This is a genomic window from Curtobacterium sp. NPDC087082 (assembly GCF_044745045.1).
Classification (GTDB): Bacteria; Actinomycetota; Actinomycetes; order Actinomycetales; family Microbacteriaceae; genus Curtobacterium.
This window is the reverse complement of record NZ_JBIUZN010000004.1, coordinates 74,561-90,602: the sequence shown is the minus strand read 5'-3', so window position 1 is coordinate 90,602 and position 16,042 is coordinate 74,561. Positions and strand designations below refer to the sequence as shown.

Here is a 16,042-nt window from a genome sequence, read left to right as displayed (position 1 = left end):
CCCCGAGAAAGGACGCCACCATGGCGACTCCAGAGGAACCGATCCGACTCGCACTCGTCGACGACCACAGGATGCTCCTCGGCGCGCTCACCGAGTGGATCCGGAACGCAGCCGACGACATCACGCTCGTCGCCGCCGTCACCACCTGGCCCGAGCTCCTCACGAGCCCGGCGTTCCCGGTCGACGTCGTGCTGCTCGACCTCGACCTCAAGGACTCGATCCCGGTCTCGTTGAAGATCTCGACGCTCAAGACTGCCGGTGTGAAGACCGTCGTGATGAGCACCTACTCGGAGCCGAACGTCGTCCGCGAGGCCCTCGCCTCCGGCGCCCTCGGCTACCTCGTGAAGAGCGAGGACGCCGAGATGATCGTCGAGGCCATCCGCTCCGCCCAGCGCGGCGAGCAGTACGTCTCCGCCGAGCTCGACCTGGCGATCAACAGCGGTGACGTCGGTGGCGTGCCGAAGCTCAGCGCCCAGGAGCGTCGCGTCATGGCGCTGTACGGCGGCGGCGAGCCGGTGAAGAGCGTCGCGTACCAGCTCGGCATCTCCGAGGAGACCGCGAAGAGCTACCTCAAGCGCATCCGCGAGAAGTACCGCGTCGCGGGCTTCGACGTCGGCACGAAGGTGGCGCTGCGGAAGCGCGCGATCACCGACGGCATCATCGTCCAGGACGGCAGCCCGCTGGGTCTGTAGCGCGCCGCGCGCCGCACGCGCCGCGCGCCGCACGCGTCGCGCCCCGCGCGCTTCGTGAGCAGAAGAGGTCGGGTCCCGTCACAGGACCCGACCTCTTCTGCTCACGATCGACGGTCCACCGCACCGTCGACGGACTGGAGGCGCGGTGCGGGGCCGCCCCGCGCCTCCTGGCCGGTGGGACCCGCGTCAGCCCAGCGGGACGGGCGCGGTGATCGGGCCGGTGGTCGGCGACGACGACCGGAGCGACGCACGGCGGGTGCTGCGGCGCTCGGCGCCGTAGCTCACCATGGTCATGAGGACACCGAGCAGCGCCAACACGATGCCGAGCCACCCCGGCGCCTTGAATCCGAACCCGGCCGCGATGACCGCGCCGCCCAGGGCCGCACCGATCGAGTTGCCGATGTTGAACGCCGAGTGGTTGAGCGCCGCCGCGATGGTCCGTGCGTCCCCGGCGACGTCCATCAGGCGGGACTGCACGGCCGGCGGGATCGCGGACGAGGTCGCACCGAGCAGGAACGCACCGAGGAAGACCCCCCACACCCACTGCGCGGTGAGGACGGTGACGAGCAGGGCGCCGATCAGCGCGAACATGCCGACGTAGATCGTGCGCTTGACGCTGTGGTCGGCCAGGTGCCCGCCGAGCACGCCGCCGATGACCATGCCGATGCCGACGACCACGAGGACGAGCGGCACGAACGACTCCGACAGCCCGGTGACGTTCTGCACGAGCGGCGAGATGTACGAGTAGACCGCGAAGAAGCCGCCGAAGCCGACGGCTCCGAGGCCCATGACCATCCAGACCTGCGGCACGCGGAACGCCCTGAGCTCGCGGCCGATCGTCGCGTGCTCGTCACGGGCGCTGCGCGGCACGAAGGCCCACACCGCGAGGAACGTCAGGGCGAACAGGACGGCGACGACGCCGTACGCGATGCGCCAGCTGGCGACCTGCCCGACCCAGGTGATCGCCGGGACGCCCACGACGTTCGCGACGGACAGGCCGAGCAGCACCATCGCGATGCCCTTGCCGCGCTTGCCAGGCCCCATGATGTCGCCCGCCACGATGGACGCGATGCCGAAGTACGCACCGTGCGGGAGTCCCGCGACGAACCTCGCCACGAGCACGAGGCCGAAGGACGGCAGGATCGCGCTCGCGACCGTCGCCAGGACGAACCCGACGAGCAGCACGAGGATCAGGCCCTTGCGCGGGAACTTCGCCGACATCGCCGCGATCGTGGGGGCACCGACGACGACACCGAGGGCGTACGCGCTCACGAGCCAGCCGGCGTGCGCGATCCCGGCGTCCGGGTCGAGGCCGTACTGGCGCGGCAGGAGTGCCTCGGCGATGTTCGGCAGGAGCCCCATCGCGACGAACTCGGTCGAACCGATGGCGAACCCGCCGAGGGCGAGGGCGATGAGCGCGAGTGCGCGACGCGCAGGCGTGAGCTGGGACATGGTGCCTGTTTCGGGACGGGAGGAGCGGGACGGGTTCCGGACATCGACTCGCGTGAGTCGGCTGGGACCGTCGGTGCGCGTGGTCACCGCACCGTGCCTCCGTCACGTCGACGTCGCTGACGGTGCGACCGGGGACGGGCGGAGGGTGGTCCTGGTTCAGCGGCGAACGTGGACGACCGGCCACCGAAAGCGACCGGTCTCAGCAGTGTAGACCGCTCCAAAGGCCGAACGGAAGTCGCCCGGCCGAATCGATTCGACCCGCGTCAGGCGGCGCGACGCTCCGGCTCCGCGTGGGCCGCGACGACGAGCCCCGGGAGTTCGTCACGGTGGACCCACCCGGCGCCGCACTCGGTGCAGCTCGCCCAGGCGGTGTCGCCGTGTTCGTCCGAGTCGATGACGACCGTCCGCAGGTCGCAGTCGGGGCACCAGCCGTCGTGCATCATCACGTGCTCCTCGTCGTCGTGCGGACGCGTTCCGTCCGACACCGACAGGACACACCCGACCACCGACATCCGTGGGAGGCGCTCGGCGTGTCGCTCAGTCGTCGAGCGCAGCCTCGAGCCGCTCGAGCTTGCCGTCGATCTCGCCGGTGTGCCCCGGGCGGATGTCGGCCTTGAGCACGAGGGACACCCGCGTGCCGTACGCCCCGACGGCCTCGGTGGCGCGCTTCACGACGTCCATGACCTCGTCCCACTCCCCCTCGACCTCGGTGAACATCGACGAGGTGCGGTTCGGCAACCCGCTCTCACGGACGATCCGCACGGCAGCCGCGACGGCGTCGTGCACGGACCCGTCCGAGCTCGCGGAGGGACCACCGGACGGGGCGACGGAGAACGCGACGATCATGCGTCCATCCTGCCCCCTGCCGGGACGACCGGCACAGCGGTGGCACGGGCCCGCACGCCGAGCCGGACGATCGCGACGACGCTCCAGACCAGCACCCCGACCTCGAGCGCGTTCCGGAGCGTGAGGACCACGAGCACCCAGGGCTGCACGGTGAGCACCTGGTCGTAGAACCCGGGGTAGATCACCTGCGTCAGCAGCGCCATCGGGATCGCGGCCACCGCGACGGGCAGGAGGCGCCTCGCGCTCGGACGACCGGCGACGAGCCCCCACACGATCGGCACGGCGAACCACCCGATGTACTGCGGCGACCCGACCTTGTTCGCGGCGACCAGCGCGGCCACCAGGAGCAGTGCCAGCAGCGGCGCGGCCTCGGCCCGGTGCGCGCCGCGGTGCACGGCCCAGAGCGCGAGCAGCACCCCACCGACGACGACCACGGCCATGAGCGGCGTCGACACCGCGGCTGCCGCGTGCGTCCCCGCGCCGGACACCTCGAACGTCAGGATCTGCTGGTCGTAGTAGACCGCGGCACCGGGGACGCCGAGCGCCGCCGCCCACATGAAGGGGGTCGCGAGGGGCGCCTCGATCTGCAGCGCACGGCCGCTCTGCTGCCCCACGAACGAGAACAGGTGCGCCGCTCCCCCGTAGAGGACGTCGACGAGGACGATGAGCGCCGTCAGCACGAGCGCACCGACGAGCACCCCGCGGCGGTGTCCACGGCGGAGCAGCAGGAGCACGCCCACGAGCGCCGCGGGCCACACCTTCGTCCACGCGCCTGCGGTGAACAGCGCCGAGGCGACGGCCGGCCGCGACGCGACGAAGGCCACCCCGACCAGGGCGAGGACGGTCGCGACGGTGTCGATGCGTCCGAGGCCGATCGGCCCGAGGGCGAGCAGGAAGGCGAGCCACCACCACACGACGCGCACGCCGAGCCCACGGAAGCGCCACAGGAACGCGCACGCGACGGCGTCGAGCACGACCATGAGCACGAGCCACCCGGTGCCGATCGACGTCACGCCCCCGACGGCGGCAGCGGCCATCGGGACGATCGCGAGGATCGGGTACACCCAGTCCTCGTCGATCCCGACCCAGAACCCGGACGCGTGCCCGGTCTCGATCCAGCGCCGGTAGGTGATCGTGACGTCGCCGAGCGGCAGGTTCGCCGACACGGAGGTCAGCCACCAGAGGACCGCGTGCACGGCGGCGAACGCCACGACGAACGCCGCGACCTCGGGCCACTGCGAACGCCACCGCGAACGCCACACCGTCCTCTGCACCGGACGAGCGTAGCGGCACGCCGGTCACAGGTTCCCCCGAGCATGACGTGTCACCGTTCCCCTCGTGACCTCCGACACCCCGCGCACGCGCCGCAGAGCCGTCATCTGGATCGCGGTCGTCGCCGCGGTCGTCGTCATCGGCGTCGTCGCCGCGATCGTCGGCACGAACCTGTACACGAGCAGCGAGAACGCCAAGGCCTCCGCCGCCCCGAGCGTCGCCGCGAGCCGCGCCCCGTCGACGCTCGACGCCGCGGACCTGTCCGGCGCCTGGACGGTCGGCGGGGACTCCGAGGCCGGGTACCGCGTCCACGAGGTCCTGAACGGCTCGGACGTCACCGTCACCGGGCGCACCGACAGCGTCACCGGCAGCGCGACCGTCGACGGCACCGCCATCACGAAGGCGACCATCACCGTGCAGGTCGCCGACATCGCCACGGACTCGGCCCAGCGCGACTCGTACTTCCGCGACTCGGCGCTCGACACGTCGGCGTTCCCCACCGCGACCTTCACGCTCACCGAGCCGATCGCGGACGCGGTCCCGTCCGGCTCGGGCACGACGAAGGTCGAGGCCACCGGGGACCTCACCCTGCACGGCGTCACGAAGTCGGTCGCCGCGACGCTCGAGGTCGGGCTGAACGGCGACGGCGTCGACGTCTCCGGCTCGATCCCGATCACCTTCTCGGACTTCGGCGTGCAGGCCCCGAGCCTCGGCTTCGTGCAGGTCGACGACGCGGGTGCGGTCGAGTTCCTCGTGCACGCGACCCCCGCGAGCTGACGCGCACGACGCGCGTCACGCCCCGGACGTGACCACCTGACGGCCAGGAGGCGCGGTGCGGGCCCGCACCGCGCCTCCCGTCCGTCGCCGCTCGCGGCTACCCCCGCGCGTCGCCCTCGACGACGAGGTCGCGCACCACGCCCGGCAGCCGCTCGACCAGCGCTGCCATCGTGAACGGCCCACCCCCGGACGCCCGTCGCGCCGCGATCCCGTGCACCACCGCAGCCGAGGCGGCCAGGTGCGCCAGGTCGGACGGCGACAGCGACGACCCGGCCGCCTCCGCCGCTCCCTGCCGAGCCGCCACGAGCGCCCCCAGCACCCCGCCGAGGACGTCGCCGGCGCCGGCGGCCGCGAGCCACGGTGTCGCCGACGAGGCCACGAGCCGCACCGACCCGTCGGGTGTCGCGACGTGCGTGGCGGACCCCTTCAGGAGCACGACGCTCCCGGTCTGTGCGGCTGCCCGGAGCGCGGCCGCGGCCGGGTCCTGCTCGACGGCCTCCCGCGACTCGTGCAGGACGCCGGCGAGTTCCCCCGCGTGCGGCGTCAGCACCGCCAGGGGCCCGAGCTCGACGAGCGGGATCGCCCCGGCGTCCACCACCACGGGGACCCCGTCGTCCGAGGCGTGCCGGAACCCGTCCGCCGTCACGTCGTCCAGGTCGTCGAGCGAGCCCGCGGAGATCCCGGAGCCGACGAGCCACGCCTGCACCCGTCCGACCCCCGCGACGACCTCGGGACGCCGCGCGAGCACGTGGTCCGACGCGCGGGAGGGTCCGGCGTACCGGACCATCCCGACGCCGGTGTGCACGGCGGCGTCGACGCCCAGCACGGCAGCGCCCGGGTACTGGTCGGAGCCGGTCGCGACGCCGAGGACACCCCGCCGGTACTTGGTGGAATCGCCGTGCGGGGCGGTGGTCCAGGCGGCGGCGTCGGTCGGGGCGAAGGGGACGAAGTCGTTCACGAGACGCCACGTTACGGTGGAGCGCATGAGCCTGTTCCTGCCCGGTCGTGTGGTGGTCTTCGACTACGGCGAGGTGATCAGCCGGACGCCGCACGCCTCGCGGGACGCCCTCGTCGCGGCGACCGGGGTGCCGGCGGACGAGCTCTTCCCCGTCTACCAGGAGCTCCGGCACGACCTGGACCGCGGCGACCTCTCCGTCGTGGACTACTGGCGCGCGATCGCCGAGCGCACCGGCCGGACGTGGCGCATCACCGACATCCACCGGTTCTGGGCGATCGACTTCACCGGCTGGTTCGAGGTCGAGCCGGAGACCCTCGCGATCGTCGAGGAGCTGCACGACGCCGGCACCCGGGTCGCCCTGCTGTCGAACGCCGGGTTCGACTTCGGTGACCCGTACCGCCGGTCCCCGATGGGGTCCCTGTTCGAGACCGTCGTGGTGAGCGCCGAGGAGCACGTCCTGAAGCCGGATGCCTCGATCTACCTGGACACGTGCGCGCGCCTGGGAATCGACGCCGCGCAGATGGTGTTCGTCGACAACAGGGCCGAGAACGCCGCCGGCGCGGAAGCGATCGGGGCGGTCGGCCACCACTACACGTCGTCCGCCGGACTCCGCGCGTTCCTGCAGGAGCTCGCGACCGGGGCGACCGCCGAGAAGGAGCCCGCGTGACGCACGCCCTGTTCGAACCGATCACCATCCGCGACCTGACCGTCCGCAACCGCATCTGGGTCTCCCCGATGTGCCAGTACTCGGTCGAGGCGCAGGACGGCGTGCCGACGCCGTGGCACCTCGTGCACCTCGGCGGCTTCGCCAAGGGCGGTGCCGGCGCGGTCGTGGTCGAGGCCACGGGCGTCGTGCCGGAGGGGCGGATCAGCCCGCAGGACCTCGGGCTGTGGAACGACGAGCAGCGCGACGCGTTCCGGCCGATCGTCGACTTCATCCACTCGCAGGGTGCCGCCGCGGGCGTCCAGCTCGCGCACGCCGGCCGCAAGGCGTCGACGTTCCGCCCGTGGGAGTCAACGCACGGCTCCGTGCCGGCGGACCAGGGCGGCTGGAACACCGTGGCACCGTCCGCGGTCGCCTTCGACGGGTACGCCGAGCCGCGCGAGCTCGCCACCGAGGACATCCGCGTGGTGGCCCTGGCGTTCGCCGCTGCCGCTCGACGTTCGGTCGAGGCCGGCTTCGACCTCGTCGAGATCCACGCCGCGCACGGCTACTTGCTGCACCAGTTCCTGTCGCCGTTGAGCAACCACCGGACCGACTCGTACGGCGGCTCGCTCGAGAACCGCGCCCGCGCCCTGCTCGAGGTGCTGGACGCCGTCCGTGCCGAGGTCGGCGAGGGCTTCCCGGTCGTCGTCCGCTTCTCGGCGACCGACTGGACCCCGGGCGGCCTGACGCTCGAGGAGACCACGCAGGTCGCGCGCTGGGCCGCCGAGCACGGTGCCGACCTCGCGGACGTCTCGACCGGTGGCAACGCCGCGAGCGCCCCGATCCCGGTCGGGCCTGGCTACCAGGTGCCCTTCGCCGACGCGATCAAGCGCGACGCCGGCATCGGCACGATCGCGGTCGGCATGATCTCGGAGGCGTTCCAGGCCGAGCAGATCCTGGCGACCGGCCAGGCGGACGTCGTCATGGTGGGCCGCGAGTTCCTGCGCGACCCGGGCTTCCCGCTCCGTGCCGCCGTCGAGCTCGGCGTCTCCGTGGACTACGAGCCGCAGCAGTACCACCGCGCACGCGTCACGGCGTAGGCCGTTCTGTACGTTCTCTCGGCTTGGCCGCCCGCCAGGCAGTACGATTGCCTCACTGTGGACGATCCCCCGAACAGTTCTTCGCCTCACTCATCCGCCGCTCACTCGGTGAGCTGCACTGCCTCGCGCCCTGCGGGAGGTGAATCATGAGTCCGATCGACATCGTCATGCTGATCGGCGGCATCCTGCTGACACTCGGCACCGGTGTCTTCGTCGCGTCCGAGTTCGCGCTGGTCAACCTCGACCGCGCCGACGTCGAGGCCCGACGAGACCGCGGTGAGACCGGCCTCGCACCTGTCATTGGTGCGTTGAAGGTCACCTCGACGCACCTCTCCAGCGCGCAGCTCGGCATCACGCTGACGACCCTGCTGACCGGCTACCTGCTCGAGCCGTCGATCGCGAAGCTGCTCGAAGCGCCGTTCCTCGCGATGCGGCTGCCCGAGGCGATCGTCGAGACCGTCGGCTCGATCGTGGCGCTCGTCATCGCGACCCTGCTGTCGATGATCCTCGGTGAGCTCGTGCCGAAGAACTTCGCGCTCGCGCTCCCCCTGCAGACCGCGAAGCTCGTCGTGCCGCTGCAGATCGCGTTCACCACGGTGTTCAAGCCGGCCGTCGCGGTGCTGAACGGCACCGCCAACGCCGTGCTCCGGGCGATGGGCATCGAGCCGCAAGAGGAACTGTCCGGTGCGCGCAGCGCCGAGGAGCTCACCTCGCTGCTGCGTCGGTCCGCGTCCGAGGGCTCCCTCGAGCAGGACACCGCGACGCTGCTGGAACGGACGATCTCGTTCTCCGAGCTGAGCGCCAGCGACGTGATGACCCCGCGCCCCCGGCTCTCCACGATCCGCGTGTCCGAGTCCGCCGACGACGTCATCGCGCTCGCCCGGAAGACCGGGTTCAGCCGCTTCCCCGTCATCGAGGAGGACGCGGACGACGTCGTCGGCATCGTGCACGTGAAGCAGGCCGTCGCCGTGCCCCGCGAGAAGCGCCCCGAGGTCCCCGTCGGCGCCCTCATGACCGACGCCGAGCGCGTCCCCGAGACCATGCCCGGCGACACGTTGCTCGCCGAGGTCCGCGGTCGCGGCTACCAGATGGTGATCGTCGTCGACGAGTACGGCGGCACCGCGGGGGTCGTGACGCTCGAGGACCTCATCGAGGAGATCGTCGGCGAGGTGTCCGACGAGCACGACCGTGCACGGATCGACGTCGTCCGGTCGCGCAACTGGCTGACGTTCCCGGGGCTCCTCCGCCCGGACGAGCTCGAGGACCGCGCCGGCGTGAAGGTCCCCGAGGACGGCCCGTACGAGACCGTCGGCGGGTTCATCATGTCGACCCTCGGACGGCTCCCGGCCGTCGGTGACGAGGTGCCGCTCGAGGACGGCGTGTTCCGCGTCGAACGCCTCGACGGGCGCCGCATCGACCGGATCCGCTGGACGCCCACACCGCCGGAGACCCCGGCGACCGGCATCATCATCCCGGCCACGAAGGCCACGGCCTCGAAGGCCTCTGCGAAGGGCGGCACCCGATGAGCTCCGATTGGTGGGGGATCTTCTGGCTCGTCGTCCTCCTGATGGGCAACGCCTACTTCGTCGCGGCCGAGTTCGCCGTCATCTCCGCACGCCGCTCCCAGATCGAGCCGCGCGCGGAAGAGGGCTCGCGCGCCGCACAGATGACGCTCTGGGCGATGGAGCACGCCACCCGCATGCTCGCCACCACCCAGCTCGGCATCACGGTGTGCTCGCTGCTCATCCTCAACGTCTCCGAGCCGGCGATCCACCACCTGCTCGAGGTCCCGCTGCACCTCACGGGCTGGAGCGTCGAGGTCATCGGCGTCGTGGCCTTCGTGTTCACGCTGCTGCTCGTGTCGTTCCTGCACGTGGTGTTCGGCGAGATGGTCCCGAAGAACATCTCGTTCTCGATGCCCGACCGTGCGGCGCTCCTCCTCGTGCCGACGCTCTGGTACATCGGCCACGGCCTGCACTGGGTCGTCGTCGGCCTGAACGAGGTCGCGAACGCCGTGCTCCGGCTCTTCCGGGTCGAGCCGAAGGACGAGGCCGTGAGCGCGTTCACCGTCGAGGAGGTCCAGACCATCGTCGAGCAGTCTCGCCGCGAGGGCACCCTCACCGACGACGGCAAGCTCGCCCTGGCATTCGAGTTCACCGAGAAGAAGGTCAAGGACGTCGCCGTGCCGATGGCCGAGCTCGTCACCCTCCCCGAGGACGCCACCCCGGGTGACGTCGAGCGGGCCGTGGCCCAGCGCGGGTTCTCGCGGTACGTGCTCGTGGCCGAGGACGGCTCCCCCACGGGCTACGTGCACGTGAAGGACGTCATCGACCTCCGACCGGACGAGTACGACGACCCGGTGCCGCCGAAGCGGATCCGGCAGCTCATCTCGCTGTACACGGAGATGGACCTCGAGGACGCCCTCGCGACGATGCGCGCCGCCGGTCGTCACGTGGCGCGGGCGTTCGACGCCGAGGGCCGGACGCTCGGTGTGCTCTTCCTCGAGGACATCCTCGAGGAGCTCGTCGGCACCGTCGAGGACGCGACCCGCCGGCGCTGACGCGCGCACCTGCGGACGGCGCCGCCCCTGCCGCCAAAGCGACAGCCTGCCGCCGAGCGGCACCGCCTCTGCCGCCAAAGCGACAGAACCCCGCGGGAACCCGGCGGCAGCCTGTCGCTTTCGCAGCCCGCGACGGACGGGAGGCGCAGATCCGGACCGGCACCGCGCCTCCCGTCCATCCGTAGCCGCGACCACCCCGCCAAACCGACAGAATGCCGCCGAGCGGCACCGCCTCTGCCGCCAAAGCGACAAAACCGCGCGGCACGACGGCGGCAGCCTGTCGCTTTCGCGAAAGAGTCGGCGGCGGCACCGCCCGCGCGCTACCAGCTGACGGGGAGCGGCTTGCCCTCCTCGTAGCCGGCGGCCGACTGGATGCCGACGAGCGCCCGCTCGGAGAACTCCGCGAGGGACGACGCCCCCGCGTACGTCGCCGAGCTGCGGACACCGGTGGTGATCATGTCGAGCAGGTCCTCGACGCTCGGCCGCTCCGGGTCGAGGTAGATCGTCGACGACGAGATCCCCTCGGCGAAGAGCGCCTTGCGGGCCCGCTCGTAGGGGTCGAGGCGCTCGAAGCGCTCCCGGACGGCCTTGGCACTGGCCATGCCCCAGCTCTCCTTGTACGCCTTGCCCGCGGCGTCACGGCGGAGGACTCCGGGCGCCTCGAGCGTGCCCGCGAACCACGAGCCGATCATCACGGCGGACGCGCCGGCGGCGAGGGCGAGCGCCACGTCGCGCGGGTACCGGACGCCGCCGTCGGCCCACACGTGCGCGCCGAGCGACCGGGCCGCGGCGGCGGTCTCGAGCACGGCGGAGAACTGCGGGCGACCGACGGCGGTCATCATGCGCGTGGTGCACATGGCGCCGGGTCCGACGCCGACCTTGATGATGGTCGCGCCGGCCTCGACGAGGTGGGCGACCGCGTCGGCGGTGACGACGTTGCCCGCGACGAGCGGGATGTCGAGGCCGAGGGCGGCGACGGTGCGGAGGGCGCGGAGCATGCCCTCCTGGTGGCCGTGCGCGGTGTCGAGGACGAGCACGTCGACGCCGGCGGCCGCGAGCGCCTGCGCCTTCGCGGCGACGTCGCCGTTGATGCCGATCGCGGCGGCGACCCGCAGGCGTCCGGACGCGTCGACGGCGGGCCGGTAGATGTCCGAGCGGATCGCGCTGGTCTGGCTGACCGTGCCGACGACCTTGCCGTGCCGCATGACCGGCGCGAAGTCGACCTCGGCCGCGGTCAACACGTCGTACACGTGCCGGGGCGTGCCGGCGTCCTCGGCGTCGATCGCGGTGGAGGCGCCGTGCAGCAGGTCGCCGAGCGTGGCGTCGGGACCCGCGTCGCCCAGGCGCCCGGCGGGGACACAGCCGAGGTACTCGCCGGCGGCGTCGCGGACGACCACGCCCCGTCCGGCGACGGGCAGGAGCTGCTCGAGGGCCTCGGCGACGGTGGTGTGCGCGCCCATGTCGTAGGCGGTGTCGAAGTCGACCGGCTGGTCCTTGACCCAGCGGATCGCGGCGTCGAGGTCCTGCAGGTGCATGTCCTGGGGCAGGACGCCCAGGCCGCCGCGTCGGGCGAGCGTCGCGGCGAGGCGCGGCCCGGTGACCGAGTTCATGTTGGCGCTGACGATCGGGATGGTCGCACCGGACCCGTCGTTCGCCGAGAGGTCCACGTCGAACCGGCTCGTCACCGCCGACCGGCTGGGGACGAGGAAGACGTCGGAGTAGGTCAGGTCGTGTGTCGGCCGCGTCTCGTAGAACCTCATGGGCCCCACTGTACGGCTCCGCAGGGTGGCCGGTCTGGGCGGCTCGGCACGCCTCCGGTGCGACACGCGCGACACCCGGTCGGGAGGCGCGACCCGCCTCCGCCTGACACCGAACGGTCATCTGCGAGCGGCTAGGCTTGGGACCTGTGCGAGGCAGGGTTGCCACGCACGACACACACGAGCATCTATCGACGGAGAGTGGGCGATCGGCTGTGTCGAGCCATCTGACCGGAACGGACGAGACCGCGGGCGAATTCGGGGCGAACGAGTGGCTCGTCGACGAGCTCTACGAGCAGTTCGTCACCGACAAGGAGTCCGTCGACAAGTCCTGGTGGCCGGTCCTCGAGAGCTACCACCGCACGCAGGGTGGTGACGCGTCCGCACCGGCTCCGTCCCCCTCCACCCCCGCTGCTCCGGCCGCCTCCGAGCAGCAGCAGTCCACGACCCAGCAGCCCGCGACCGGTGACGCCCCCGGCGAGGCGAAGTCCGGGCCGATCCAGGCGAAGACCACGTCGCGCCAGCCCACGCCGCAGCCGATCCCGGCCGAGGCCAACGACGAGGCCGACGACCACGAGGAGACCCACGAGGACGTGGCGACCCCGCTCCGGGGCATGGCGAAGACGCTCGCCTCGAACATGGACGCCTCGCTCACGGTCCCGACCGCGACGAGCGTGCGGACGATCCCGGCGAAGCTGATGATCGACAACCGCATCGTCGTGAACAACCACCTGCGTCGGGCCCGCGGCGGCAAGATCTCGTTCACGCACCTCATCGGGTGGGCGATGGTGCAGGCGCTCAAGGACTTCCCGAGTCAGAACGTCTTCTACGAGGAGCGCGACGGCAAGCCCTTCGTGGTGGCCCCCGCGCACGTCAACCTCGGCATCGCGATCGACGTCCCGAAGAAGGACGGCTCGCGCTCCCTGCTCGTCCCGAGCATCAAGCGCGCCGAGACCCTGACGTTCGGCCAGTTCCTCTCCGCCTACGAGGACCTCGTCAAACGTGCCCGTGACAACAAGCTCACGCCGGCCGACTTCCAGGGCACGACGATCTCGCTGACGAACCCGGGCGGCATCGGCACGGTCCACTCGGTGCCGCGCCTGACGAAGGGGCAGGGTGCCATCATCGGCGCCGGTGCCCTCGAGTACCCGGCGCAGTTCCAGGGCTCGGCGGCGAAGACCCTCGTCGAGCTCGGCATCGGCAAGACCATCACGCTGACGAGCACCTACGACCACCGCGTCATCCAGGGTGCGGGGTCGGGCGAGTACCTCAAGAAGGTGCACGAGCGGCTCATCGGCGAGCACGGCTTCTACGAGGGCATCTTCGCGGCGCTCCGGATCCCGTACAAGCCGATCCAGTGGGCGAACGACATCAACGTCGACCTCGCGCACCGGGTGAACAAGACGGCGCGTGTGCAGGAGCTCATCAACAGCTTCCGTGTCCGCGGGCACCTCATGGCGGACATCGACCCGCTCGAGTACCGGCAGCGCACCCACCCCGACCTCGAGATCGAGAGCCACGGGCTGACCTTCTGGGACCTCGACCGCGAGTTCGTCACCGGTGGGCTCGCCGGCACGACGAACGCCCCGCTGCGCGACGTGCTCGGGATCCTCCGCGACGCCTACTGCCGCACGGTCGGCATCGAGTACATGCACATCCAGGACCCGGAACAGCGTCGCTGGGTGCAGGCCCACATCGAGGTCCCGTACTCGAAGCCGTCGAAGGACGACCAGCTCCGGGTCCTCGGCAAGCTCAACGAAGCCGAGGCGTTCGAGACCTTCCTGCAGACGAAGTACGTCGGCCAGAAGCGCTTCTCGCTCGAGGGCGGCGAGTCCACCATCGCGTTCCTCGACTCGCTCATCCAGCGCGCGGCGACCGCCGGCCTCGAAGAGGTCGCGATCGGCATGGCCCACCGCGGGCGGCTCAACGTGCTGACGAACATCGCCGGCAAGACCTACGGCCAGATCTTCCGCGAGTTCGAGGGGTCGTCGCTCCCCGGCGCCGTCTCGGGCCAGGGTTCGGGTGACGTGAAGTACCACGTCGGCACCGAGGGCGTGTTCCGCGCCAGCGACGGCACCGCCATCCCGGTGACGATCGCCGCGAACCCGTCCCACCTCGAGGCCGTCGACGGCGTGCTCGAGGGCATCGTCCGCGCGAAGCAGGACCGGCAGGCCCCCGGCACGTTCGGCGTCCTGCCCGTGCTGGTCCACGGCGACGCCGCGATGGCCGGTCAGGGCGTCGTGGTCGAGACCCTGCAGATGTCGCAGCTGCGCGGCTACCGCACCGGCGGCACCGTGCACCTCGTGATCAACAACCAGGTCGGGTTCACCACCCCGCCGGAGTCGGCCCGCAGCTCGGTGTACTCCACCGACGTCGCGAAGACGATCCAGGCGCCGATCTTCCACGTGAACGGGGACGACCCCGAGGCCGTCGCCCGCGTCGCCGAGCTCGCCTTCGCCTACCGCGAGGAGTTCCACCGCGACGTCGTCATCGACCTCATCTGCTACCGCCGCCGCGGACACAACGAGGGCGACGACCCGTCGATGACGCAGCCGCTCATGTACAACCTCATCGAGGCGAAGCGCTCCGTCCGCACCCTCTACACCGAGGCCCTCGTCGGCCGCGGCGACATCACGCAAGAGGAGTACGACGAGGCGCACCGCGACTTCCAGGACCGCCTGGAACGCGCCTTCGCCGAGACGCACGAGGCGCAGACCGGCACGATCCCGGTCATCACGGTCGACGACGACGGCGCCGTGCAGGGCCTCGAACGACCGGCAGCGCAGCGCGACGACTCCGAGGTCGAGGTGCACGAGACCGCCGTGTCCGAGGAACTCGTCCGGGCCATCGGCGACGCGCACAGCAACCCGCCCGCGGGCTTCCAGGTGCACCCGAAGCTCCAGCAGCTCCTGTCCAAGCGCACCGACATGACCCGCAACGGCGGCGTCGACTGGGCGATGGCGGAGCTCATGGCCATCGGGTCGATCCTCGTCGAGGGCAAGCCGGTCCGGCTCGCCGGGCAGGACGCCCGCCGTGGCACCTTCGTGCAGCGCCAGGCCGTCTTCCACGACCGGGTGAACGGCCAGGAGTGGCTGCCCCTCGCGAACCTCACCGAGGACCAGGCCCGCCTGTACATCTACGACTCGCTGCTCAGCGAGTACGCGGCGATGGCGTTCGAGTACGGGTACTCGGTCGAGCGACCCGAAGCCCTCGTCCTGTGGGAGGCGCAGTTCGGCGACTTCGCGAACGGCGCCCAGACCGTCATCGACGAGTTCATCTCCTCCGCCGAGCAGAAGTGGGGACAGCGCTCGGGCCTCGTGCTCCTGCTCCCCCACGGCTACGAGGGCCAGGGACCGGACCACTCGTCGGCGCGCATCGAGCGGTACCTGCAGCTCTGCGCCGAGGACAACATGGTGGTGGCCCGGCCGTCGACCCCGGCGTCCTACTTCCACCTGCTGCGACGCCAGGCGTGGGAGCGGCCGCAGAAGCCGCTCATCGTGTTCTCCCCGAAGGCGATGCTGCGCCTCCGCCAGGCGACGAGCCCGGTGGACGCGTTCACGAGCGGCACCTTCTCCGAGGTCCTCGACGACGACCGCGTGACCGACAAGTCGGCGGTGCGCCGGGTGGTCCTGCACTCGGGCAAGGTGCACCACGACCTGCGCGCCGAGCTCGACAAGCGCGGCGCCACCGACGTCGCCCTCGTCCGGCTCGAGCAGCTCGCCCCGCTCCCCCTCGAGCAGATCCTCCAGGTGCTCGCGGGCTACCCGGGCGCCGACGTCGTGTGGGCGCAGGAAGAGCCGGAGAACCAGGGCGCCTGGCCGTTCGTGTGCATGAACCTGTCGCCGCACCTCGACGGTCGACCGCTGTCCGTCGCCGCCCGGCCGGCGAGTGCCGCGCCGGCCACGGGGTCGTCGAAGCGCTCCGCACAGGAAGCGACCGACGTCATCACGCGAGCGCTGGGCTGACGCCCGACGCCGGGGTG

General features: G+C 71.6%; 13 protein-coding genes. 7 read left to right on the top strand and 6 right to left on the bottom strand.

Annotated features, from left to right (window positions below; translation table 11 throughout):
- Positions 1–20 precede the first annotated feature (20 nt).
- The gene (locus tag ACIPEP_RS11730) at positions 21–692 is read left to right on the top strand and encodes a response regulator transcription factor (protein ID WP_070416359.1); all 672 of its coding nucleotides are present in this window, start codon (positions 21–23) and stop codon (positions 690–692) included.
- A gap of 186 nt (positions 693–878) precedes the next feature.
- Here ACIPEP_RS11730 and ACIPEP_RS11725 read toward each other — a convergent pair whose 3' ends face one another.
- From ACIPEP_RS11725 to ACIPEP_RS11710, 4 genes are all read right to left on the bottom strand, one after another.
- Entirely contained in the window at positions 879–2,144 is a 1,266-nt protein-coding gene (locus ACIPEP_RS11725) for an MFS transporter (protein ID WP_071296180.1), read from the bottom strand.
- A gap of 263 nt (positions 2,145–2,407) precedes the next feature.
- Positions 2,408–2,587, bottom strand: a complete 180-nt coding sequence (locus ACIPEP_RS11720) for a hypothetical protein (protein ID WP_139199272.1) — start codon at positions 2,585–2,587, stop codon at positions 2,408–2,410.
- Positions 2,588–2,681: 94 nt separating this feature from the next.
- Positions 2,682–2,990 (bottom strand): thiamine-binding protein, encoded by a 309-nt coding sequence (locus ACIPEP_RS11715; protein ID WP_070416362.1) that lies wholly within the window; start codon positions 2,988–2,990, stop codon positions 2,682–2,684.
- Positions 2,987–4,264 (bottom strand): hypothetical protein, encoded by a 1,278-nt coding sequence (locus ACIPEP_RS11710; protein WP_402717364.1) that lies wholly within the window; start codon positions 4,262–4,264, stop codon positions 2,987–2,989. The genes ACIPEP_RS11715 and ACIPEP_RS11710 overlap by 4 nt, the downstream gene beginning before the upstream one ends.
- 64 nt (positions 4,265–4,328) lie before the next feature.
- Between ACIPEP_RS11710 and ACIPEP_RS11705 the strand changes: the two genes are divergently transcribed.
- Positions 4,329–5,039 carry a YceI family protein gene (locus ACIPEP_RS11705; protein WP_083403459.1) on the top strand — a complete coding sequence of 237 codons (711 nt, stop codon included), beginning with the start codon at positions 4,329–4,331 and terminating at the stop codon, positions 5,037–5,039.
- Between the two features lie 97 nt (positions 5,040–5,136).
- On the opposite strand, the gene ACIPEP_RS11700 is transcribed toward ACIPEP_RS11705, so the two are convergent.
- Complete coding sequence (locus ACIPEP_RS11700; protein ID WP_402717363.1) at positions 5,137–6,024, bottom strand: NAD(P)H-hydrate dehydratase; 888 nt, start codon at positions 6,022–6,024, stop codon at positions 5,137–5,139.
- Between ACIPEP_RS11700 and ACIPEP_RS11695 the strand changes: the two genes are divergently transcribed.
- The 4 genes from ACIPEP_RS11695 to ACIPEP_RS11680 all read left to right on the top strand — a co-directional run bounded on the left by ACIPEP_RS11695 (position 6,023) and on the right by ACIPEP_RS11680 (position 10,303).
- Complete coding sequence (locus tag ACIPEP_RS11695; protein WP_402717362.1) at positions 6,023–6,664, top strand: HAD family hydrolase; 642 nt, start codon at positions 6,023–6,025, stop codon at positions 6,662–6,664. The two genes, ACIPEP_RS11700 and ACIPEP_RS11695, sit on opposite strands and share 2 nt — an antisense overlap.
- Positions 6,661–7,743 carry an NADH:flavin oxidoreductase/NADH oxidase gene (locus ACIPEP_RS11690; protein ID WP_402717361.1) on the top strand — a complete coding sequence of 361 codons (1,083 nt, stop codon included), beginning with the start codon at positions 6,661–6,663 and terminating at the stop codon, positions 7,741–7,743. The genes ACIPEP_RS11695 and ACIPEP_RS11690 overlap by 4 nt, the downstream gene beginning before the upstream one ends.
- A 146-nt stretch (positions 7,744–7,889) precedes the next feature.
- The gene (locus ACIPEP_RS11685) at positions 7,890–9,269 is read left to right on the top strand and encodes a hemolysin family protein (RefSeq protein ID WP_070416366.1); all 1,380 of its coding nucleotides are present in this window, start codon (positions 7,890–7,892) and stop codon (positions 9,267–9,269) included.
- The gene (locus tag ACIPEP_RS11680) at positions 9,266–10,303 is read left to right on the top strand and encodes a hemolysin family protein (protein ID WP_070416367.1); all 1,038 of its coding nucleotides are present in this window, start codon (positions 9,266–9,268) and stop codon (positions 10,301–10,303) included. Before ACIPEP_RS11685 ends, ACIPEP_RS11680 begins: the two co-directional genes overlap by 4 nt.
- Positions 10,304–10,623: 320 nt before the next feature.
- Here the strand turns inward: ACIPEP_RS11680 and ACIPEP_RS11675 are convergent, their stop codons facing one another.
- Entirely contained in the window at positions 10,624–12,063 is a 1,440-nt protein-coding gene (locus ACIPEP_RS11675) for a GuaB1 family IMP dehydrogenase-related protein (RefSeq protein WP_070416368.1), read from the bottom strand.
- A gap of 212 nt (positions 12,064–12,275) precedes the next feature.
- Here ACIPEP_RS11675 and ACIPEP_RS11670 point away from each other — a divergent pair, with 212 nt between their 5' ends.
- Positions 12,276–16,025 carry a multifunctional oxoglutarate decarboxylase/oxoglutarate dehydrogenase thiamine pyrophosphate-binding subunit/dihydrolipoyllysine-residue succinyltransferase subunit gene (locus ACIPEP_RS11670; protein WP_402717360.1) on the top strand — a complete coding sequence of 1,250 codons (3,750 nt, stop codon included), beginning with the start codon at positions 12,276–12,278 and terminating at the stop codon, positions 16,023–16,025.
- The last annotated feature ends 17 nt before the right edge of the window (positions 16,026–16,042 follow it).